Source organism: Streptomyces sp. 7N604 (assembly GCF_052245475.1).
Classification (GTDB): Bacteria; Actinomycetota; Actinomycetes; order Streptomycetales; family Streptomycetaceae; genus Streptomyces.
In genome coordinates, this window is record NZ_JBQQBX010000037.1 from 54,527 (window position 1) to 74,597 (window position 20,071).

Below are 20,071 nucleotides of genomic sequence, written 5' to 3' on the forward strand. Positions count from 1 at the left end.
CCCCCGCTCGGTTTGACCCGATGGATCCGCTGGGTCTGGACTCCCAGCTTTCCGAGGACGAACTGGACGTCCGCGACACCGTCCGGAAGTTCTGTGCGGAACACGTGACCCCCTACGTCGCGGACTGGTTCGAGGCCGGCGATCTGCCGACCGCGCGGGAACTCGCCAAGGAGTTCGGCAAACTCGGCGTGCTCGGCATGCACCTCGAGGGCTACGGGTGCGGTGGCGCGAGCGCGGTGCACTACGGTCTGGCCTGCCTGGAACTGGAAGCCGCCGACTCGGGCATTCGCTCGATGGTCTCCGTGCAGGGCTCACTGGCGATGTACGCGATCTGGGCGAACGGGTCCGAGGAGCACAAGCAGGAGTGGCTGCCGCGCATGGCCGCCGGCGAGGCCATCGGGTGCTTCGGCCTGACCGAACCCGACTCAGGATCCGATCCGGGCTCGATGACGACCAGGGCCCGGCGCGACGGCACGGACTGGATCCTGAACGGCCGCAAGATGTGGATCACCAACGGCAGCATCGCCGACGTCGCCGTGGTCTGGGCGTCCACCGAGGACGGAATCCGTGGTTTCGTCATTCCCACCGGCACGCCTGGATTCAGCGCCCACAAGATCAAGCACAAGCTTTCCCTGCGGGCGTCGGTGACCAGCGAACTGGTGCTGGACGACGTCCGGTTGCCCGGCAGCGCGATGCTGCCCAAGGCGAAGGGGCTCTCCGGGCCACTCGGCTGCCTGTCCGAGGCGCGGTACGGAATCATCTGGGGTGCCATGGGCTCCTCCCGGTCCGCCTGGCAGGCCGCGCTCGAATACGCCCAGCAGCGCACGCAGTTCGGCAAGCCGATCGCCGGATTCCAGCTCACCCAGGCCAAGCTCGTCGACATGGCGGTGGAGCTGAACAAGGGCCTGCTGCTGGCCCTGCACCTCGGTCGTCAGAAGGACAAGGGCGGCCTGCGCCCCGAACAGGTCAGCTTCGGCAAGCTCAACAACACGCGCGAGGCGCTGGGGATCTGCCGGACCGCGCGCTCCATCCTCGGTGGCAACGGCATCTCACTGGAGTACCCGGTGATCCGGCACATGGTGAACCTCGAAACGGTGCTGACGTACGAGGGCACGGCCGAAATCCATCAACTGGTACTCGGCCAGGCGTTCACCGGGCACAACGCGTTCCGCGGATAGGAGCCACGATTCCGGATGACCGCAACCCTCTGCTTCGAAGACAAGGAGATCGCCCCCGAGGAGCTGGATGCGCGGGCGCGCAAACTGGCCGGCGGACTGGCGGCGCTGGGGATGCGCGAGGGCGATGTGGTCGCGGTGCTCCTGCGCAACGACCCCGTCTACGTGGACATCATCCTCGCCTGCCGGATCGGGGGGTTCTCCTACTGCCCGATCAACTGGCACTTCACGCCGTCCGAAATCGGCTACATCCTCCAGGACTGCGGCGCCCGGACGGTGATCGGCCACGCCGATCTGCTGGGCGCGGCGCACGCCGCGCTGCCTCACGGCGTGCCCACACTCGCCGTCGCGGGCGATGCCGGCGGAGGAGCGGCCGAGTATGAGAAGTGGCTGGTACGCCAGCCGGATTACAGCGGCCCGGCCGTCGCACCGCGCGGGCACATGGCCTACACCTCGGGCACAACGGGACGGCCCAAGGGTGTGGTGCGCGCCCCCATACCCCTGGGGGAAGTGGACCTGTACCGGAGGCGGTCCCTGGAGGTGATGGAAGCCAGCTTCGGGGTGCGGGCAGGCTGCCGTGCGCTGATACCGGCTCCGCTGTACCACAGTGCGCCGAGCGGTTTCGCGCAGTGGACGAGCCAGGTCGCCGACACTCTCGTCATCGCGCCTCGCTTCGACGCCGAGCAGACGCTCGCCCTGATCGAGCGCCACCGCGTCGACACCCTGTACTGCGTCCCGACCATGTACGTCCGTCTGCTGAAACTGCCGCGCAGTGTGCGCGAGCGCTATGACTTGTCCTCGCTGCGGTTCGTCGGATCCACGGGCGCGCCGTGTGCTCCCGAGGTGAAGAAGGCGCTGATCGACTGGCTCGGTCCGATCGTGCACGAGACGTACGCCTCCAGCGAGAGCGGCTGGATCACCGTCATCGACTCGGAGGAGGCACTTGAGCGTCCCGGCAGCGTCGGCCGTCCGGTCGGCGAGGCTCGGATCCGCATCGTCTCCCCGGACGGCGTGGACTGTCCCCCCGGTGAGACGGGGATCATCTACGTGCGGCAGCCCGCGTACACCGACTTCACCTACCGGAATCACCCCGATGCGCGTGATCGCGTCGGCCTGGACGACTTGATCACCCTGGGGGACATGGGTTACCTCGACGCGGACGGTTACCTCTATATCTGCGATCGCGCGGTGGACATGGTGATCTCCGGCGGAGTCAACATCTATCCGGCCGAGATCGAGAACGCGATCCTTGCGCAGCCCGGCGTGCTCGACTGCGCGGTGTTCGGTGTGCCCGACCCGGAGTTCGGCGAGCGGCTGCACGCCCTGGTGCAGCCGGAGCGCGATGCCGTGATCGAGCCGGGGGAGCTCGGCCGGGCCCTGCGCGCCGGCCTCGCCGGATTCAAGGTGCCGCGGAACATCGAGATCGTCGACGACCTGCCGCGCGACGACAACGGCAAGATCGCCAAGCATCGCATCCGTGCGCATTACGCGGAGCCCGGGGCGCGACAGGCCTGACGGCCCGTTCAATTCCCGCCATCGCATCACGCGTTACGGACAGGACTTCTGGAAAGCCGCTCAGCCGGAACCGCCGTCGGCCGCGACGATCAGATTGAGCACGGTGATGTGCTGCCCGCAGTTCGGACACTCGTGGTCGGTGTCGAGCGAGGGCACCAGCGACCGGCGGCGATCCTGGTCCGCGGCGTCCGCGCGACGGCGGTGGGCCCGCCACCACCGGGTCTTGCACCTGGAGCCGCAGAACCTGCGCGTCGGGTTCCTGCTGGTCCAGGTGAACTCGGCGCCGCACTCGGCACACCGCCGGGCTGCGGTGACCATGTAGCCTCCTCTTCGGCTCGCGGTGAGACTGATTCCGCCTGCATGCATCCAGTAGAGCCCTGCTCCGGTTTCGGCACCGTAACGCCAGTTGTTGCCCCGGCGTCATCCGCTGCCGGTCGGCACGGTCCGGCCGGACGAGGTGAAACCTCGCCGAAACCACCCTGCATGGAGGATGAGCGCGCCGACAACAGGGGCAGGTGAGGTGTGCACGATGTCCATCCCCGTGAATGGGCGGACCACCATGCGACGAACCGGATTGTCACTCCCTCCCGATCTGTCACTGTCCGAGTGGCGCCACCTCGGCCAGCAGATCCATATCATCGCGGACTCCTCGGCATGGTGGCTGGGCGACTGGCTCATCTTCGGCCAGGAGCACTATCCCGACCGCTACCGACGGGCGCTGAAGCAGACCTCGCTCGACTATCAGACACTCCGCAACTACGCCTGGGTGGCACGGAAGTTCGAGCCCGGCCGACGGCGGGGCAAACTGAGCTTCCAGCACCACGCAGAGGTAGCCGCCGCCCCCGAGGCCGAGCAGGACGCATGGCTGACCCGGGCCGAGGAGGGCGGCTGGACCCGTAACGAATTACGTCGGCGCATGCGGATGGAGCGGCAATCTCCGGAAACCTCAGATGAGTCGGCCGTGGTCCAGGTGAAAGTCTTCGCCGAGCGCAGAATCCGTTGGCAGCGCGCGGCGGACATCGCCGGGCTCGGGCTCATGGATTGGATCGTCCAGATGCTGGACGAGGCGGCCGACGACCCCGTCCCGCGTATTCCCGGACCCGCAGCCGCCCCGCCGGCCTTGGGGGTGTAAACAGTTCTTCTTTGAACAACCTTGCCGATGGTTGCTGTCCCGCCGGCGGGACAGCAACGGCGGTGTTTCTGGACAGCGTTCCCGCGATTCTTCCGATGCTATCTTCGGCGGCGCTCAGGAAAACGGATGAAGCAGCCGCGGGAGGTATTTCGCATGGTCGTGGTGATGGCCCCGGAGGCCACTCAGGAAGATATCGACGCAGTGGTCGGCCGGGTGCACGCAGCGGGCGGAAAGGCGTTTGTCAGCCGTGGTGTGACGCGCACGATCGTGGGCCTCGTGGGCGATGTCGGCGAGTTCGACGCCCTCAACCTCGGCCGCCACAGCGGGGTCGCCGACGTGGTGCGGATCTCGGACTCGCACAAGCTGGTCAGCCGCGAGCACCACCCCGCACGGTCCGTGGTCCGCGTCGGCGGGGTGCCGATCGGCCCTGGCACCCTGACCGTCATCGCCGGCCCGTGCGCCGTCGAGACGCCGGAGCAGACCCTCGCCGCGGCCATGATGGCCAAGGCCGCCGGGGCGTCGCTGCTGCGCGGAGGGGCGTTCAAGCCGCGCACCTCGCCGTATGCCTACCAGGGGCTCGGCGAGGAAGGGCTGCGCATCCTCGCGGACGTCCGGGCCGAGGCCGGCATGCCGATCGTCACCGAGGTCATCGACCCGAGCAGCGTCGAACTCGTCGCCCGCTACGCGGACATGCTTCAGGTCGGCACCCGCAACATGCAGAACTTCGCACTGCTGCAGGCGGTGGGCTCGACAGGGAAGCCGGTACTCCTCAAGCGCGGTTTCGGCGCCACCATCGACGAATGGCTGATGGCCGCCGAGTACATCGCGCAGCGCGGCAACCTCGACATCGTGCTCTGCGAGCGCGGCATTCGGACGTTCGAGACCGCTACCCGCAACACTCTCGACATCAGCGCCGTGCCGGTTGTTCAGCGGCGTTCTCATCTGCCGGTCATCGTGGATCCCTCGCACTCCGGCGGACGGCGGGAACTGGTCGTTCCGCTGACGCGCGCGGCACTGGCCGTCGGCGCCGACGGCGTCATGATCGATGTGCATCCCGAACCGGCCGCAGCCCTCTGCGACGGCGCCCAGGCCCTTGTGGACGCTGACCTCGACGAGATCGCGAGCATCGTCACGATTCTTTCTCCGCTCATGGGCCGTACGCTCACCCAGCCGGTGCCGCACGGAGGTTTGAATCCGGTGGGCTGACCGGTACTCAGTTTGAACTGGCGGTGGGGGCCAGGCGTGATGCGTGCTCGGATCTTGGAAAGCGGGTGAAGGTCGAAGGGCGCCACCAGCCGTGATCACACCATCCAGCACCACGAGTTCAAATTGAGTAACTGCCGTACGCCGTCCGGACACGGGGTGTCTAACCGCCGGGCCCGCTGTTAGAGTCGGCGTCGGAAGAGGGGAACGGCCATTCGCGTTTTTCGCGAAGTGGAGCAACGGGGGGTGGTCGAATGTGTTCGGCCATGGTCAGTGATCTTCAAATGCGGCGTCCAAAGTTCGCCCGCTTTCCCCCGATGGAATTCATTCATTTCTGGACGAGCTCGCGCTGGAGTGGGGGGTGGCGATGTTCGAGCAAGAACATGGGGAAGTGGTCGTCGAAGTCGACATCGCGTCGATTTCGACAGCTGAAACACCGCGAAGTTCAGGGGAGGACCCGGAGCACGTACGAGCGCTGGCGGAGGCTGAAGTTCCGTTACCGCCCATCATCGTCCACCGATCCACGATGCGGGTTGTCGACGGTGCACACCGGCTACGGGCCGCGGAGCTCCGCGGCGACACAACGATCAGAGTCAGATTCTTCGACGGCAGCAAGGCCGACGCGTTCGTCCTCGCCGTCGGATCGAACATCGCTCACGGCCTGCCGCTGTCCATGGCGGACCGGAAGTCCGCGGCCGCACGCATCATCGTGTCGCACCCCCAGTGGTCGGACCGGATGATCGCGTCGGTCTCGGGGGTCTCGGCGGGCACCGTCGCCGAGATCCGCCGGCGGACGTCGGCCGAGGACGTGGGCAATGGCAGCCGGATCGGCCAGGACGGCCGGGTCCGTCCCATCAACAGAGCCGCGGGGCGCGAACTGGCGAGCAGGCTCATCACGGCGAACCCGGGCCTGTCGCTGCGTCAGATAGCCCGGGCCGCGGGGATCTCCCCGGAGACGGCCCGGGACGTCAGAAACCGGATGAGCAGAGGCGAGGACCCCTTGCCGAAGCCGCGCGGCGCGGTAGAGGCGGCCGGGGGCCGGCGAGCCGAGGTCCTGAGCCGGACCACGGCAGGTGCGGCCGCCGCTGAGGTGGTCCCGGTGGCCGAGCGCCTCGCGGCCGTCCACCGCCTCAAGTCGGACCCCGCCCTGCGGTTCAACGAAACGGGCCGCAGGCTGCTCCGGCTGCTCAACGTCAACATGCTCAGCGCAGAGGAATGGCAGGAGATCATCGAGAACGTACCGCCGCACTGCAGCAGCATCGTCGCCCGCCTCGCCCGTGAGTGCGCGGGGATGTGGGACGAGATCGCAGTCCGGGTGGATCTCCAGCTCGCCCAGTCAGGCACCCGACCTCGGGCGTCCAAGCAGCGAGAATCTCTGGTTGGACAGCTCTGACGGAACACAGGTCGTAAAGGAATCCGGCCAGGACGAAGGCTCCCGTCCTGGCCGGTCTGTGTGTGCGGCGGCAGCCGCGGCTCAGCGTACGGTCCGCAGCTTCCGGGCCTCCGTGACACCGGCGCAGCCCGCCAGCCCCAGGGACGTCCGCAGTTCGGCGGCCAGCAGCTCGAACACCCGCCGGACGCCTGCCTCACCGGCCGCGGCCAGGCCCCAGATCACCGGCCGCCCCACCAGCACCCCGGCCGCGCCGAGGGCCAGCGCCTTGAGGATGTCCGTACCGCTGCGGACGCCGCTGTCGAGCAGCAGTTCGCAGCGGCCGCCGAGCACGGGCGCCAGCTCCGCCAGCGCGTCGAGGCTCGGCACGGCGCCGTCGAGCTGCCGGCCGCCGTGGTTGGAGACCACGACCGCGTCGACCCCGGACTCGGCGGCGCGCAGTGCGTCCTCCGGCGCCAGGATGCCCTTGAGCACCAGCGGCAGCCGGGTGCGTTCCCTCAGCCGGGCCACCGCCGCCCAGGTCACCGCCGGGGAGAACGCCTGGCTGGTGTGCGCGGCCACGGCCGAGGCGTCGGCGGGCCGGATGTGCGCCGTCCCGCCGACGTTGATGTTGGCGGCCCGCACCTCGGCCGGGAGCGTGAACCGATTGCGTACGTCCCGCAGCCGGCGGCCCATCCACGGCACGTCGACGGTGAGCATGACCGCCTCGCAGCCGGCGTCCTCGGCCCGGCGGGCGAGCTCCAGCGTCCGGTCACCGTCGCGCAACCAGTACAGCTGGAACCAGACGCACCCGCCGACCGCGGTGATCTCCTCGACCGGCACGCTGCTCAGCGTGCTGACGGTGAACGGCACCCCCGCGGACTTCGCCGCGCGGGCGGTGGCGAGTTCACCGTCGGGGCTGACCAGCCGGTGATACGCGACCGGGGCCACGGCCAGCGGCATCCCCGCCGGCCGGCCGAGCAGCGTGGCGTTCGTCGTGCACTGCGAGACGTCCCGCAGCACCCGGGGGACGAGGAATGTGCGGTCGAACGCCGCGCGGTTGGCGGCCAGCGTCGTCTCGTCGCCGCTGCCGCCCGCCACGAAGTCCCGGACGTCGGGGGGCAGGACGGCCGCGGCGGCGTGCTCGAAGTCGGCCAGGCACTCGGCGGCGGCTGCGGGGCGGTCAGCGCCGGAACTCACGCTGCCCGGTCCTCTCCAGCTCCACGGCCTCGTACAGCGCCTTGATGTTCGCGCTGCCGAAGGTCTGGGCGCCCTGCCGCTCGATGACCTCGAAGAAGAGGGTGTGCCGCGGGTGGTTGGAGGCGGTGAAGATCTGGAACAGCTGCCCGTCGTGGTCCTCGTCGGCGAGCACCCCGGTGGCGCGCAGGTCGTCAAGGCGCTGCGGGCTGAGGTCGATCCGCTCGCCGAGCAGGTCGTAGTACGCGCCGGGCGTGGTGAGGAAGGTGACGCCGCGGCCGGCCAGGACGCGTACGGAGCGGACGGCGTCCTGTGAGGAGAAGGCGAGGTGCTGCACGCCCGCGCCCTGGTGGCTCTTCAGGAACTCGTCTATCTGCCCCGGCAGGGCCGTGCTGTCGGGCTCGATGAGCGTGAGCGTGACGGTGCCGGCTCCGCCCTGCACGACCTTCGAGTTCATCGCCTGGGCGCCGACGACGATGTGCTCCGCGAAGACGTCCCGGAAGCCGAGCGCCTGCTGGTAGTACGCAACGGCCGGGCCCAGGTCGCCGGCGTTGAGGCAGACCGCGATGTGGTCGATGTCGAGCAGGCCCACGTCGGCGCTCGGCGGGCCGGCCGCGGGCAGCGCCGGCACAAAGCCGACGGGCAACCCGGGGCCGGCGTCCGGGGCGCGCTGGACGAGAGTGTGGACGACGTCCCCGAAGCCCTGCACCGCGGCGGTGGCGGCCGGGCCGTCCCCGGCGTGCCGGGTCGGCTGCCGGTGGATCCGGGCGCCGTTCGCCACCGCGGCCTCGAAGGCCGCCGGCACGTCGGCGGTGCGCAGCGCGATGTCCGCGACGCCGTCGCCGTGGGTGAGCACGTACGCCGAGGCGGGGTGGTGGTCGGAGGTCGCCTCGGTGAGCACCAGGGTGATCTCCCCGTGCCGCAGCGCCAGGCTGCGGTGTTCCGCGGAACCGCCGCTGCCGACGACGGTGAACGCATACCGGTCGACCCACTGGAATGCAGCCGACTCCAGGTTCTCCACATACAACTCGATGTAGTCGATGGCGAGATCAGCGAGCGGCTCCGCTGCTTTCGATGAATTCCGCATGTCCGTCCCCAGATCCGGAAGAAAAATCGAGTCCGCCGAACTCTAGGCGGCCGTTCGGGCGTCCAGCCATACGCGCCATTTCAGCGATTACCGGACTCGTGGACACCGGGCCTTCTCCATAAACTGTGCCGCGCTTTTGTTTCCGGGCCGCGGTCCCTTCGGACAGGTGATGTCTTGTGATTCGCTCCATGGCTGTCATCGGCACCGGCCTGATCGGTACGTCGGTCGCGCTCGCCGCCAGCAGGCAGGGCGTGTCGGTGTATCTCTCCGACCGGAACAGGGCCGCCGCCAGGACCGCCGCCGCACTCGGCGCGGGCCGGGCGGAGGACCCGCCGGAGCAGGTTGACCTGGCCGTGCTCGCGGTTCCGCCGAGCCAGATCGCCGCCGTCCTCATCGCGCTGCAGGGCCGCGGTCTGGCCCGCGCCTACACCGATGTGGCGAGCGTGAAGGCCGGGCCGGAGCAGGCCGTGCTCAGCCGCGCCCCCGAACCCGCCCGGTACGTCGGCGGCCATCCGCTGGCCGGCCGGGAGCGGTCGGGGCCGCTGGCGGCGCGGGCCGAGCTGTTCCAGGGCCGGCCCTGGGCGCTGACGCCGCACCGGCTGACGTCGCGCGCCGCCCTCGACCGGGGCCTGGAGCTGGCGGAGTTGTGCGGCGCCGCCCCGGTGGTGATGCGGAGCCGGGAGCACGACGAGGTGGTGGCGCTGACCTCGCACGTTCCGCATCTGCTGGCCAGTCTGATGGCGGCCCGGCTGCGCGAGGGCCCGGCCGGGGTGCCACTGCTGGCCGGGCAGGGCCTGCGCGACGTGACCCGGATCGCCGCCGGCGACCCCCGGCTGTGGGGCGACATCCTGCAGTCCAACGCGGCCGCCATGGCCGGGGTGGTGAAGGACCTGCAGGCGGATCTGTCCCGGGTGGCGACGGCGCTCGACGTGCTCACCGAGGCGGACGACGGGGGCCGGACCCAGGGCGTACGGACCCTGGAGGACCTGCTCGCCCGGGGAAACGCCGGGCTCGCGGAGCTCCCGCGGCCGGGCGCCGGCCCGCCGGTGGGCGAGGCGGCGCTACGGGTCCTGGTCCCGGACGGCCCCGGGGAGCTGGCCCGGTTCCTGGGCGTCGTCGCGGTGCTCGGCATCTGCGTCGACGACGTCGCCGTGGAAGCCGCGGAGGAGAGCGGGCTGAGCGTGCGCATCCCCGTTCCCGCGACCGATGCCCAGCGGATCGAGGCCAAGCTCAGCGCCGACGGATGGGACACCGTACCGGGCGAATTGGTGCCCGGGAGATAGCGCCCGACAAGGCCGTCGACAAGGCAGTCCAAGCGCGCAGTTCGGCCAGTTGGACGGCGTTGTCGAGACGCTGGCGAGCGTGTGATGCTGAGGCCTCCAAGCCCTCATTAATTGTCACCCCGGGGGAAATTCATGGCAGGAACCACCGTCGCCGCGCAGCCCCGTTCGCGGAATTATCTGGAAGTGGCAGAGCTGCACGGCAGTGTTTCCGCGCCGGTGCTGGACACGATGAACTTCCTCAATGAGGTGACCCATCGCTATCCGGACGCGATTTCCTTCGCCCCGGGCCGGCCGTACGACGGCTTCTTCGACACCGAGCAGGTCTTCGCCCACGTCCGGCGGTATCTGGACCACCTGGCCGAGCAGGGGAGTTCGGAGGCCGACATCCGCACCGCGCTGTACCAGTACGGGCCGACCGCGGGGCTGATCCGCGGGATCATCGCGGACTCGCTGCGCGCGGACGAGGACACCGACGTGCCGGCCGAGTCCATCGTGGTGACCGTCGGCGCCCAGGAGGCCATGCTGCTGGTGCTGCGCGCGCTCATCGCCGGCCCCGACGACGTGCTGCTGCTCTCCAGCCCCTGCTATGTGGGGATCACCGGCGCGGCCCGGCTGCTCGACGTGGCCGTGCGCCCGGTGGAGGAGCGCGAGGACGGGTTCAGCGCCGCCGACCTGGAGGCCGCGGTGCTGGCCGAGCGGGCGCGCGGCCGCCGCCCCCGCGCGTTCTACGTGGTGCCCGACCACTCCAACCCGTCCGGGAACACGATGGGGCCGCGGGCCCGGGAAGATCTGCTGGAGCTCGCCGAGCGCTACGACTTCCTGGTGCTGGAGGACAGCCCGTACCGGCAGGTGAGCCCCGGCACGCCGCAGCCGACGCTGAAGTCCCGGGACCGTGCCCGGCGCGTCGTGCATCTGGGCTCGTACTCCAAGACAGTCTTCCCCGGCGCCCGGGTCGGCTTCGTCGTCGCCGACCAGCGGGTCCGGGACGCCGCGGGCGGCGAGCATCTGCTGGCGGACGAACTCGCCAAGATCAAGAGCATGGTGACGGTGAACACCTCGTCGCTGAGCCAGGCCGCCGTGGCGGGCGCGCTGCTCGGCGCCCGGGGCCGGCTGTCGGAGCTGAACGCCGGGGCGGCCGCGTACTACGGCGACGCGATGCGGGAGATGCTGCGGCAGCTGGACGCCCAGCTGCCCGCCGCCCGCCGGGAGGCCCTCGGGGTGCGCTGGAACAAGCCCAGCGGCGGCTTCTTCCTCACCATGCGGGTCCCGTTCCGGGTGGACAACACCGTACTGACCACGTCCGCAGAGGACTTCGGCGTGATCTGGACGCCGATGACGCACTTCTATCCCGGCACCGGCGGCCACCACGGCATCCGGCTGTCGACCAGCTGTCTGACGCCTGCCGAGATCGAAGAGGGCACGGCGAGGCTCGCACGCTTCGTCGAGGCGCACAGCACGCCGCTCTGAACCAGCAGGTCCCGACCAGCAGTTCCCCGTGAGAAAGGCGAGGCACATGTCCGGACTGAGTCGCCATCGACGACCGCGGAGCAAGCCGCGTATGTGGGGGTGGACCTTCCGATGACCCTGGCAGCCGAGTTACGGCCCCGCGCCCTCGGCGTGGGTACGGCGGTGACGCCCACGTCGTACACCCAGCAGGAGGTGCTCGACGCCTTCGAGATCACCGACCCCAAGATCCGTTCGGTCTTCCTCAACAGCGCCATCGAGCGCCGTCATCTGACGCTCCCGCCGCCGGACGGCAAGGGAGGCCGCGTCTACGAGCCGCAGGGCGACCTGCTCGACAAGCACAAGGCCAAGGCCATGGAAATGGGCGCCGACGCGCTGCGCGCCTGTCTGAAGCGGGCCGGCGCCGAGCTCTCCGATCTGCGCCATCTGTGCTGTGTGACGTCCACCGGACTGCTCACCCCGGGACTGAGCGCCCTGCTCATCAAGGAGCTCGGCATCGACCGGCACTGCAGCCGCTCCGACATCGTGGGCATGGGCTGCAACGCCGGCCTGAACGCCCTCAACGTGGTTGCGGGCTGGACCGCGGCGCACCCCGGCGAACTCGCCGTCGTGCTCTGCGCGGAGGCCTGCTCCGCCGCGTACGCCATGGACTCGACGATGCGCACGGCCGTCGTGAACAGCCTCTTCGGCGACGGCGCGAGCGCGATCGCGCTCCGCTCGGGCGCGGGCCCGGACGACGCGGCCGCCCCCGAGGGGCCGCACATCCTCAAGTTCGCCAGCTGCATCATCCCGGACGCCTCCGACGCCATGCGCTACGACTGGGACCGGGAGCAGGGCCGCTTCAGCTTCTTCCTGGACCCGCAGGTCCCCTACGTGGTCGGCGCCCACGCCGAGTTGGTCGTGGACCGGCTGCTGGCGGACACGGGTCTGCGCCGGAGCGACATCTCCCACTGGCTGGTGCACTCCGGCGGCAAGAAGGTCATCGACGCCGTCGTCGTCAATCTCGGGCTGACCCGGCACGACGTCCGGCACACCGTCGGTGTGCTGCGCGACTACGGCAACGTGTCGAGCGGCTCGTTCCTGTTCTCGTACGAACGGCTCCTGGACGAGGGAGTCGCCAAGCCGGGTGAGTACGGCGTGCTGATGACCATGGGGCCCGGCTCCACGATCGAGACGGCGCTGGTCCAGTGGTGAACGCGGAGGGTGTCATGGAAGAACTGCTGGCCGTTGTGATCGACGGGTCCGAGCCGCTGTCGGCCGCGACCGTGAAGGCCGTGCAGGCCGTGTGCGACGAGGCCGAGGACCGCCCCGGCTCCGGCGTCGTCGCCCTGCAGGTCAGCGGGGCCCCGGCACAGGGCTGGACCAGCGGCCTCGAGGTGATGCAGGTCAGCAAGTGGGAGCGGACGCTGCGCCGGCTGGAGCGGCTGCCGCGGGCCACCGTCGCGGTGGCCTCGGGCGACTGCGGCGGCGCGGCCCTGGATGCCTTCCTCACCTGCGACGTCCGGGTGGTCACCCCGGGCACCCGGCTGCTCGTCCCCGGGGACGGGACGGCGACCTGGCCCGGGATGGCCGGCTACCGGCTCGTCCAGCTGGCCGGCCCCGCGCGGGTCCGCCGGGCGCTGCTGTTCGGCTTGCCCATCGAGGCCCCCGAGGCGCTCGCGCTCGGCATCGCCGACGAGCTGGCCTACGACCCGGCCGGTGCCGTCGCGACCGCCGCCGGGCTGGTCAGCGGGCTGGCCGGCAAGGAGGTCGCGATCCGCCGGCAGCTGCTCTTCGACGCCTCGACGACCAGCTTCGAGGACGCCCTCGGCCCGCATCTGGCCGCCTGCGACCGGGTGTTGCGGGTGCCCGTGGCGGAGGCGTCGTGAGCGTCCCGCTCTGGCCGGAGCTGCAGGAGGCGGCCCACCGCGTCGACGAACTCGTGGTGGCGCTGCCCGAACCCGGCGCGCGGCTGCCCGAGGAGCGGGCGGAGATCGCCGCGGCGAAGGACGCCGCCAGGGCGCTGCGGATGCGCTATCTGCGGACGCACGCCGACGCCGTGTACGCCCGCCTCACCAGCGACGGCCTCGACGAGCTCCGCCTCGCGGAGCTCGTCGAGGCCGCCGCGGCCGAGTTCCCCGCGCTGGTGCCGACGGCCGGGCAGCTCGCGGCCGACCGCGGCAGGCGGCAGGCGGACAAGGAGGGGTACGAGATCGACCAGGGCATCTTCCTGCGCGCCGTGCTGGGATCGCCCCAGGCGGGGCCGCATCTGCTCGACGCGATGCTCCGGCCGACGCCGCGGGCGCTGCGGCTGCTGCCTGAGTTCACCCGGACCGGCGTCGTCGAGACGACGTCCGTCCGGGTGGAGCGGCGGGACGGCGCGGCGTATCTGACGATGTGCCGGGACGACTGCCTGAACGCCGAGGACGACCAGCAGGTCGACGACATGGAGACCGCCGTCGACCTCGCGCTTCTCGACCCGGAGGTGAGGGTGGGTGTGCTGCGCGGCGGCACGATGACCCATCCCCGCTACCAGGGCCGGCGGGTGTTCAGCGCGGGAATCAACCTCAAGAGCCTGCACTCCGGCGGTATTTCGCTGGTCGGCTTCCTCCTGCGCCGCGAGCTCGGCTATATCCACAAGCTCCTCAGGGGAGTACGCACCGAGGACGCGCCCTGGCACTCCCGTACGGTCGAGAAACCCTGGGTCGCCGCCGTCGAGACGTTCGCCATCGGCGGCGGCACCCAACTGCTGCTCGTCTTCGACCATGTGCTGGCCGCGTCGGACGCCTATCTCAGCCTGCCCGCGGCCCGTGAGGGCATCGTGCCCGGGGCGGGCAACTTCCGGCTCGGCCGGCACACCGGACCGCGCGTCTCCCGGCAGATCATCCTGCAGGGCCGCCGGATCCGGGCCGCCGAACCCGACGCCCGGCTGCTGATCGACGAGGTCGTCGAGCCGGAGGAGATCGACGCGGCCGTGGCCGGCGCCGTGGAGCGGCTGCGCAGCCCGGCGGTCGTGCCCAACCGGCGGATGCTCAACGGAGCCGAGGAGCCGGTCGAGGAATTCCGCCGCTACATGGCCGAGTTCGCGCTGCAGCAGGCCCTGCGTCTGTACGGCGAGGACGTCATCGGCAAGGTGGGCCGGTTCGCGGGGCAGGGCGCATGACCGCCGCCCGCGCCCGGGTGCGCTACGAGAAGAAGGACCACATCGCCCACGTCACGCTCGACCGGCCCGAGGTCCTCAACGCGATGGACCTGCGGATGCACGAGGAGCTGGCCGGTATCTGGGACGACATCGAGGCGGACGACCAGGTGCGGGTGGCGGTCCTCACCGGAGCGGGCGAGCGGGCCTTCTCCGTCGGGCAGGACCTCAAGGAGCGGGCCCGCCTCGACGCGGCCGGCACGCCGGTGACCACGTTCGGCAGCCGCGGGCTGCCGGGCCGGCCGCGGCTGACCGACCGCTTCACGCTGTCCAAGCCGGTGCTCGCCCGGGTGCACGGCTATGCGCTGGGCGGCGGCTTCGAACTCGCACTGGCCTGCGACCTGATCGTCGCCTCGGACCAGGCCGTCTTCAGCCTGCCCGAGGTGCGGCTCGGTCTGATTCCGGGCGCGGGCGGGGTGTTCCGGATGGCTCGGCAGCTGCCGCAGAAGGTGGCGCTGGGCTATCTGCTGACCGGCCGCCGGATGAGTGCGGCGACCGCGCTTGCGCACGGGCTGGTCAACGAGGTGGTGCCGGCGGAGCAGTTGGACCGGTGCGTGGCGGAGTGGACGGGCGACCTCGTCCGCAGCGCTCCGCTGTCGGTCCGGGCCATCAAGGAGGCAGCGCAGAAGTCCGTCGACATCCCGCTGGAGGAAGCGTTCACGACCACGTACGTCTGGGAGGAACGCCGCAGGCGCAGCACGGACGCCGTCGAAGGAGTCCGGGCGTTCGTGGAGAAGCGCCGTCCCGTCTGGTCCGGCCGCTGAGGGCGCGGACCGCCGCATGAGCAACGACGCCAGGAGGCGGAAGCATGGGTAGTGAGGGTCGTCAGGAGTACGACGTCGTGGTGGTCGGGGGTGGTCCCGGTGGTTCGACACTGGCCGCGCTCGTCGCCATGCAGGGCCACCGGGTCCTGATTCTGGAGAAGGAGACCTTTCCGCGGTATCAGATAGGCGAGTCGCTGCTGCCGTCGACGATTCACGGCGTCTGCAAGATGACCGGGGTGTCGGAGAAGCTGGCCGCGGCCGGGTTCACGCCGAAGAAGGGCGGGACGTTCCGCTGGGGCGCCAACCCGGAGCCGTGGACGTTCTCCTTCTCGGTGTCCCCGAAGATCGCGGGGGCCACCTCGCACGCGTATCAGGTCGAACGCTCGAAGTTCGACAACATCCTGCTGGAACACGCGGTGGAGAAGGGCGCGGAGGTCCGCTTCCAGGCGTCGGTCTCCGATGTGATCGAGGACGGCGAACGGGTCACCGGGGTGACGTACACCGACGCCGACGGGACCGCGCACGAGGTGTACGCGAAGTTCGTCGTGGACGCTTCGGGCAACGGCAGCCGGCTGTACAAGCGGGTGGGCGGCACCCGGGAGTACTCGGAGTTCTTCCGCAGCCTCGCGCTGTTCGGCTACTTCGAGGGCGGCAAGCGGCTGCCCGCGCCGAATTCGGGCAACATCCTGTCCGCGGCGTTCGAGAGCGGCTGGTTCTGGTACATCCCGCTCACCCCGGACCTCACCAGCGTCGGCGCGGTCGTCCGGCGGGAGAACGCCGACAAGATCCAGGGCGATCCGGAGCAGGCCCTGCAGGCGCTGATCGACGAGTGCCCGCTGATCAAGGAGCATCTGGCGGACGCGAGCCGGGTGAAGGACGGCCAGTACGGCCAGCTGCGGGTGCGCAAGGACTACTCGTACCACCAGACGAAGTTCTGGCGGCCCGGCCTGGTGCTCATCGGCGACGCCGCCTGCTTCGTCGACCCGGTCTTCTCCTCGGGCGTCCACCTGGCCACCTACAGCGCCTTGCTGGCGGCCCGCTCGATCGGCAGCACGCTGGCCGGGCTGGTCTCCGAGGAGGCGGCGTTCACCGAGTTCGAGGCCCGCTACCGCCGGGAGTACGGCGTCTTCTACGAGTTCCTGATGTCCTTCTACGACATGCACGTCGACGAGGACTCCTACTTCTGGTCGGCGAAGAAGGTCACCCAGAACCAGCACACGGAGCTGGAGTCGTTCGTCGAGCTGGTCGCCGGCGTCTCGTCCTCGGAGTTCGACCTCGACGGGGCCGAGTCGGCCGCGCTGCGGATGAAGTCGAAGTCGGCGGAGTTCGTCTCCGCCATCGACGAGGTGTCCGCGGACAGCGAGGGGAACATGACACCGCTGTTCCGCTCCTCCGCGGTGCGGCAGGCGATGCAGGAGGGGGCGCAGGTGCAGAGCCGGGCGTTCCTCGGCGAGGACCTCGGCGCGGACGTGCCGATGTTCCCCGGCGGGCTCATCACCTCCGACGACGGCATGCTCTGGCAGCCCGGACCGGCCTGACGATGCCTGTCGTCCGGATCAACGGGAGCCGGCTGAGCTACGAGGAGCACGGAGCGGGGGACCCGGTCGTCATGGTCACGGGCACCGGGGCCCCCGGCCGGATGTGGCGTACGCACCAGGTCCCCGCCCTCAAGGCGGCCGGCTTCAAGGTGGTCACCGTCGACAACCGCGGGATCCCGCCGAGCGATCCGTGCCCCGAGGGCTTCACCCTCGACGACATGGCGGCGGACGTCGCGGGCCTCATCGAGCACCTCGGCGCGGGCCCGTGCCGGGTCGTGGGCTTCTCCCTGGGCGGCATCGTCGTCCAGGAGCTGATCCTCGCCCGGCCGGAGCTCGTCCGGTCGGCCGTGCTGATGGCGACCAGCGGCCGGGCCGACACTTTCGCGACCGCCCAGGCGGTCGCGGAGATGGACCTGGCCGACAGCGGGGTGAAGCTGCCGCCCCGCTACGCCGCCTATGTGAACGCCCTGCAGAGCCTCTCCCCGCAGACCCTGGGCGACGAGGAGCAACTGCGCGACTGGCTGGACATCTTCGAGATCTCCGCCATCGACCTGGGCTCGGTCCGCGGCCAGCTCGGCCTGCAGCTGATCCCGAACCGGCTGCCGGCGTACGGGGCCATCCGCTGCCCGTGCCTGGTCCTGGGGTTCCAGCACGACCTGACCGTACGGCCGCAGCTCACCCGGGAGGTCGCCGACAGCATCCCCGGCGCCGTCTACACCGAGATCCCCGGCTGCGGGCACTACGGCTACCTGGAGAAGCCGGCCGCGGTGAACGCCGCGCTCGTCGACTTCTTCACCGCTCCGGCTGCTGCTGGGGTGCCGTCCCGGACCCGTTGGCGGGCGGGTGCGGAAAGCCGACCGTGAAGACGAGGCCGCCCTCCGGGCGGGCCTCGGCGGCGAGGGTGGCGTCGTGCGCGGCCGCGATGGCCTGCACGATCGACAGCCCCAGGCCGAGGCCTTCGCCGTTGGTCCGGGGGTCGCCGAGCCGCTGGAACGGCTGGAAGATCTGGTCGACGGCGCTCGGCGGCACCCCCGGACCGGAGTTGGCCACGGTCAGGACGGCCCGGCCGTGCGCATCCGCCGTGGCGACCTCCACCCAGCCGTACGGCTCGTTGTGCCGCAGCGCGTTGTCGACCAGGTTGATGACGAGCCGCTCGGCCAGCGGCCGGTGGCCCGCCGCGAACGTGGCCGACAGCGAGCAGCGCAGCGTGACCAGCCACTGCTCCGCATCCGTCCGGCGGGCGGCGACGACCTCCTGCGCGAGCCGGCCCAGGTCGAACGGCCGGCTCACCTCGATGCCCGCGTTGCTGCGGGCCAGGGTGAGCAGCGCCTCGATGAGCCGCTCCTGCTGGGAGCCCGCGGCGAGGATGCGCTCGTGCGCCGCGCGCAGCGACTCCACGTCCGCGTCGGGGTCCGACAGGGCGAGCTGCCCCAGCGTCCGCTGCCGGGCGAGGGGGGTGCGCAGCTCGTGCGAGGCGTTGGCGACGAACCGGCGCTGTGCCTCGAACGACGTCTCCAGCCGGCCGAGCAGACCGTCGAAGGTGTCGCCCAGCTCCTTGAGTTCGTCGCTCGGGCCGTCGAGGGCGAGGCGCTGGTGCAGGCTCGTCGCCGAGATGTCCCGGGCGGCAGCGGTGATCGTACGCAGCGGGCGCAGTATCCGCCCGGAGACGACCCAGCCCAGCGCGATCGAGATCACCGACATCAGCGCGAGCGCGATGGCGGACTGCACAAGGAGGTCGTCCAGCACGGCGTCCCGCTGCAGTTCCATGATCTCCCGCGCCTGGGCCGGCAGGACGTCGCGGGTGCTCTCCCCGCCGCGCCCCTGGGGCGGCGGCACCGGCGGAGTGCTTCCGGCGGTCTCGGCCGGCCGCGTGCCGCCGCCGTCCGGGGCGGACTGGCCGCCGGAGAGGGAGCCGCCGTCGGAGTTGAGCACCAGCAGATACGTAATCGTCAGCAGCGCCGCCCCGGAGACGAGGAACAGCGCCCCGTACAGCAGGGTCAGCTTCAGCCGGACCGTACGCCGTGGCAGCAGCGGGTTCGTGAGCCGGTTGGTGAGCCGGGAGAGCAGCGGCATCGGCGGCCTCAGATCCGGTAGCCGCGCTTGGCGACGGTCTCGATCACCGGCGGATCCCCCAGCTTGGCCCGCAGCCTGCTGATGGTGATCTTCACGGCGCTGGTGAACGGATCGGCGGCCTCGTCCCAGACCCGCTCCAGCAGCTCCTCCGCCGAGACGGCCCGGCCCTTGGCCGACAGCAGCAGCTCCAGCACGCCGAACTCCTTGGGCGCAAGCTCGAGCGGCCGGCCCGCCCGGGTGGCCTTGCGGCGCGCCGTGTCGACGACGAGGTCGCCATGGCGCACCACCGGCGGCACGGCCGGATGCGCCCGCCGCGCCAGCGCGCCGATCCGGGCGACCAGCACCGGGAAGTCGAACGGCTTGGCCAGGTAGTCGTCGGCCCCCAGATTGAGCCCGTCGACGAGCTCCTCCGCCGAGGCCGCGGCGGTCAGCATCAGCACCTTGCTGCGGCAGCCGGACGCGATCAGCTCGGAGCAGATCTCGTCGCCGTGCCTCCCGGGCAGATCCCGGTCGAGCACGATCACGTCGTAATCACTGAACAGGGCGCGCTCCAGACCGCTCTCCCCGTCGTACGCCACATCGACGGCCATCTGCGCCCGCCGCAGGCCGACGGCCACCGCCTGCGCCATCTCCTGGTCGTCCTCCACCACGAGCACCCGCACTCGCTGCCCCCCTGCGTATGTCCAACCGGCCAAGAACATCTTGACGACGGGATTCAGAATGTTCCAGCCCTGGTTTCCGCAGGGTTTCAGTCGTTGTCCAAGAGCCGAGATTGTGCGGTTGGACGCCACTTCAATAGTCGACCTTGCCGCTCACGGAGGCCCTCGTTAGTTTTGAATTCCGGCCTGCCCCAGGGAAGTTGAGAGGAGTTGTTATGACCAACCCGTTCGACGACGAAAACGGTTCTTTTCTGGTCCTGCTGAACGAAGAGGGCCAGTATTCGCTGTGGCCCGCCTTTGCCGAGGTGCCGGCCGGCTGGCGTGTCGTATTCGGTGAGGACGCCCGCAAGAGCTGCCTGGACTACATCGAGGAGAACTGGCAGGACATGCGCCCGAAGAGCCTCATCGACCAGCTCACATAGCCCGGAACGACC

The 20,071-nt window shown here is 70.5% G+C and carries 19 protein-coding genes; 14 read left to right on the top strand and 5 right to left on the bottom strand.

Annotated features, from left to right (window positions below; genetic code table 11):
• Positions 1 to 20 precede the first annotated feature (20 nt).
• Entirely contained in the window at positions 21 to 1,178 is a 1,158-nt protein-coding gene (locus ACTWP8_RS32275) for an acyl-CoA dehydrogenase family protein (RefSeq protein WP_443325646.1), read from the top strand.
• A 15-nt stretch (positions 1,179 to 1,193) separates the two neighbouring features.
• Positions 1,194 to 2,690, top strand: coding sequence for an AMP-binding protein (locus ACTWP8_RS32280; RefSeq protein ID WP_443325629.1), 1,497 nt, complete (start codon positions 1,194 to 1,196; stop codon positions 2,688 to 2,690).
• Between the two features lie 60 nt (positions 2,691 to 2,750).
• Here the strand turns inward: ACTWP8_RS32280 and ACTWP8_RS32285 are convergent, their stop codons facing one another.
• Entirely contained in the window at positions 2,751 to 3,008 is a 258-nt protein-coding gene (locus tag ACTWP8_RS32285) for a hypothetical protein (protein ID WP_443316762.1), read from the bottom strand.
• Positions 3,009 to 3,219: 211 nt separating this feature from the next.
• Here ACTWP8_RS32285 and ACTWP8_RS32290 point away from each other — a divergent pair, with 211 nt between their 5' ends.
• The 3 genes from ACTWP8_RS32290 to ACTWP8_RS32300 all read left to right on the top strand — a co-directional run bounded on the left by ACTWP8_RS32290 (position 3,220) and on the right by ACTWP8_RS32300 (position 6,418).
• Positions 3,220 to 3,822 carry an LmbU family transcriptional regulator gene (locus ACTWP8_RS32290; RefSeq protein ID WP_443325630.1) on the top strand — a complete coding sequence of 201 codons (603 nt, stop codon included), beginning with the start codon at positions 3,220 to 3,222 and terminating at the stop codon, positions 3,820 to 3,822.
• A gap of 126 nt (positions 3,823 to 3,948) precedes the next feature.
• Positions 3,949 to 5,028 (top strand): 3-deoxy-7-phosphoheptulonate synthase, encoded by a 1,080-nt coding sequence (aroF, locus tag ACTWP8_RS32295; protein WP_443325631.1) that lies wholly within the window; start codon positions 3,949 to 3,951, stop codon positions 5,026 to 5,028.
• A gap of 523 nt (positions 5,029 to 5,551) precedes the next feature.
• Positions 5,552 to 6,418 carry a hypothetical protein gene (locus ACTWP8_RS32300; protein ID WP_443325632.1) on the top strand — a complete coding sequence of 289 codons (867 nt, stop codon included), beginning with the start codon at positions 5,552 to 5,554 and terminating at the stop codon, positions 6,416 to 6,418.
• 81 nt (positions 6,419 to 6,499) lie between these two features.
• On the opposite strand, the gene ACTWP8_RS32305 is transcribed toward ACTWP8_RS32300, so the two are convergent.
• Both ACTWP8_RS32305 and hppD read right to left on the bottom strand, forming a co-directional pair.
• On the bottom strand, positions 6,500 to 7,594 hold the full coding sequence (locus ACTWP8_RS32305) for an alpha-hydroxy acid oxidase (protein ID WP_443325633.1): 1,095 nt from the start codon (positions 7,592 to 7,594) through the stop codon (positions 6,500 to 6,502).
• Positions 7,578 to 8,678, bottom strand: coding sequence for a 4-hydroxyphenylpyruvate dioxygenase (gene hppD, locus ACTWP8_RS32310; RefSeq protein WP_443325634.1), 1,101 nt, complete (start codon positions 8,676 to 8,678; stop codon positions 7,578 to 7,580). Before hppD ends, ACTWP8_RS32305 begins: the two co-directional genes overlap by 17 nt.
• A 188-nt stretch (positions 8,679 to 8,866) precedes the next feature.
• On the opposite strand from hppD, the gene ACTWP8_RS32315 reads away from it, so the two are divergent.
• The 8 genes from ACTWP8_RS32315 to ACTWP8_RS32350 all read left to right on the top strand — a co-directional run bounded on the left by ACTWP8_RS32315 (position 8,867) and on the right by ACTWP8_RS32350 (position 17,768).
• Entirely contained in the window at positions 8,867 to 9,961 is a 1,095-nt protein-coding gene (locus ACTWP8_RS32315) for a prephenate dehydrogenase (protein WP_443325635.1), read from the top strand.
• A gap of 132 nt (positions 9,962 to 10,093) precedes the next feature.
• Complete coding sequence (locus ACTWP8_RS32320; RefSeq protein WP_443325636.1) at positions 10,094 to 11,428, top strand: aminotransferase-like domain-containing protein; 1,335 nt, start codon at positions 10,094 to 10,096, stop codon at positions 11,426 to 11,428.
• Positions 11,429 to 11,539: 111 nt separating this feature from the next.
• Positions 11,540 to 12,619 carry a 3,5-dihydroxyphenylacetyl-CoA synthase DpgA gene (gene dpgA / locus ACTWP8_RS32325; protein ID WP_443316770.1) on the top strand — a complete coding sequence of 360 codons (1,080 nt, stop codon included), beginning with the start codon at positions 11,540 to 11,542 and terminating at the stop codon, positions 12,617 to 12,619.
• Between the two features lie 14 nt (positions 12,620 to 12,633).
• Positions 12,634 to 13,293, top strand: coding sequence for an enoyl-CoA-hydratase DpgB (gene dpgB / locus ACTWP8_RS32330; RefSeq protein WP_443325637.1), 660 nt, complete (start codon positions 12,634 to 12,636; stop codon positions 13,291 to 13,293).
• Complete coding sequence (gene dpgC, locus ACTWP8_RS32335) at positions 13,290 to 14,567, top strand: (3,5-dihydroxyphenyl)acetyl-CoA 1,2-dioxygenase DpgC (RefSeq protein WP_443325638.1); 1,278 nt, start codon at positions 13,290 to 13,292, stop codon at positions 14,565 to 14,567. Before dpgB ends, dpgC begins: the two co-directional genes overlap by 4 nt.
• Positions 14,564 to 15,367 carry an enoyl-CoA-hydratase DpgD gene (gene dpgD / locus ACTWP8_RS32340; RefSeq protein WP_443325639.1) on the top strand — a complete coding sequence of 268 codons (804 nt, stop codon included), beginning with the start codon at positions 14,564 to 14,566 and terminating at the stop codon, positions 15,365 to 15,367. Before dpgC ends, dpgD begins: the two co-directional genes overlap by 4 nt.
• Before the next feature lie 44 nt (positions 15,368 to 15,411).
• Positions 15,412 to 16,905 carry a tryptophan 7-halogenase gene (locus ACTWP8_RS32345; protein ID WP_443325640.1) on the top strand — a complete coding sequence of 498 codons (1,494 nt, stop codon included), beginning with the start codon at positions 15,412 to 15,414 and terminating at the stop codon, positions 16,903 to 16,905.
• A 2-nt stretch (positions 16,906 to 16,907) separates the two neighbouring features.
• Positions 16,908 to 17,768, top strand: coding sequence for an alpha/beta fold hydrolase (locus ACTWP8_RS32350; RefSeq protein ID WP_443325641.1), 861 nt, complete (start codon positions 16,908 to 16,910; stop codon positions 17,766 to 17,768).
• On the opposite strand, the gene ACTWP8_RS32355 is transcribed toward ACTWP8_RS32350, so the two are convergent.
• A complete protein-coding gene (locus ACTWP8_RS32355; RefSeq protein ID WP_443325642.1) occupies positions 17,698 to 18,978 on the bottom strand; it encodes a sensor histidine kinase in 1,281 nt (426 codons plus the stop codon). The two genes, ACTWP8_RS32350 and ACTWP8_RS32355, sit on opposite strands and share 71 nt — an antisense overlap.
• A gap of 8 nt (positions 18,979 to 18,986) precedes the next feature.
• Entirely contained in the window at positions 18,987 to 19,640 is a 654-nt protein-coding gene (locus ACTWP8_RS32360; RefSeq protein WP_443325643.1) for a response regulator transcription factor, read from the bottom strand.
• A gap of 212 nt (positions 19,641 to 19,852) precedes the next feature.
• On the opposite strand from ACTWP8_RS32360, the gene ACTWP8_RS32365 reads away from it, so the two are divergent.
• Positions 19,853 to 20,059, top strand: coding sequence for an MbtH family protein (locus tag ACTWP8_RS32365; protein WP_443325644.1), 207 nt, complete (start codon positions 19,853 to 19,855; stop codon positions 20,057 to 20,059).
• Positions 20,060 to 20,071: the final 12 nt, after the last annotated feature.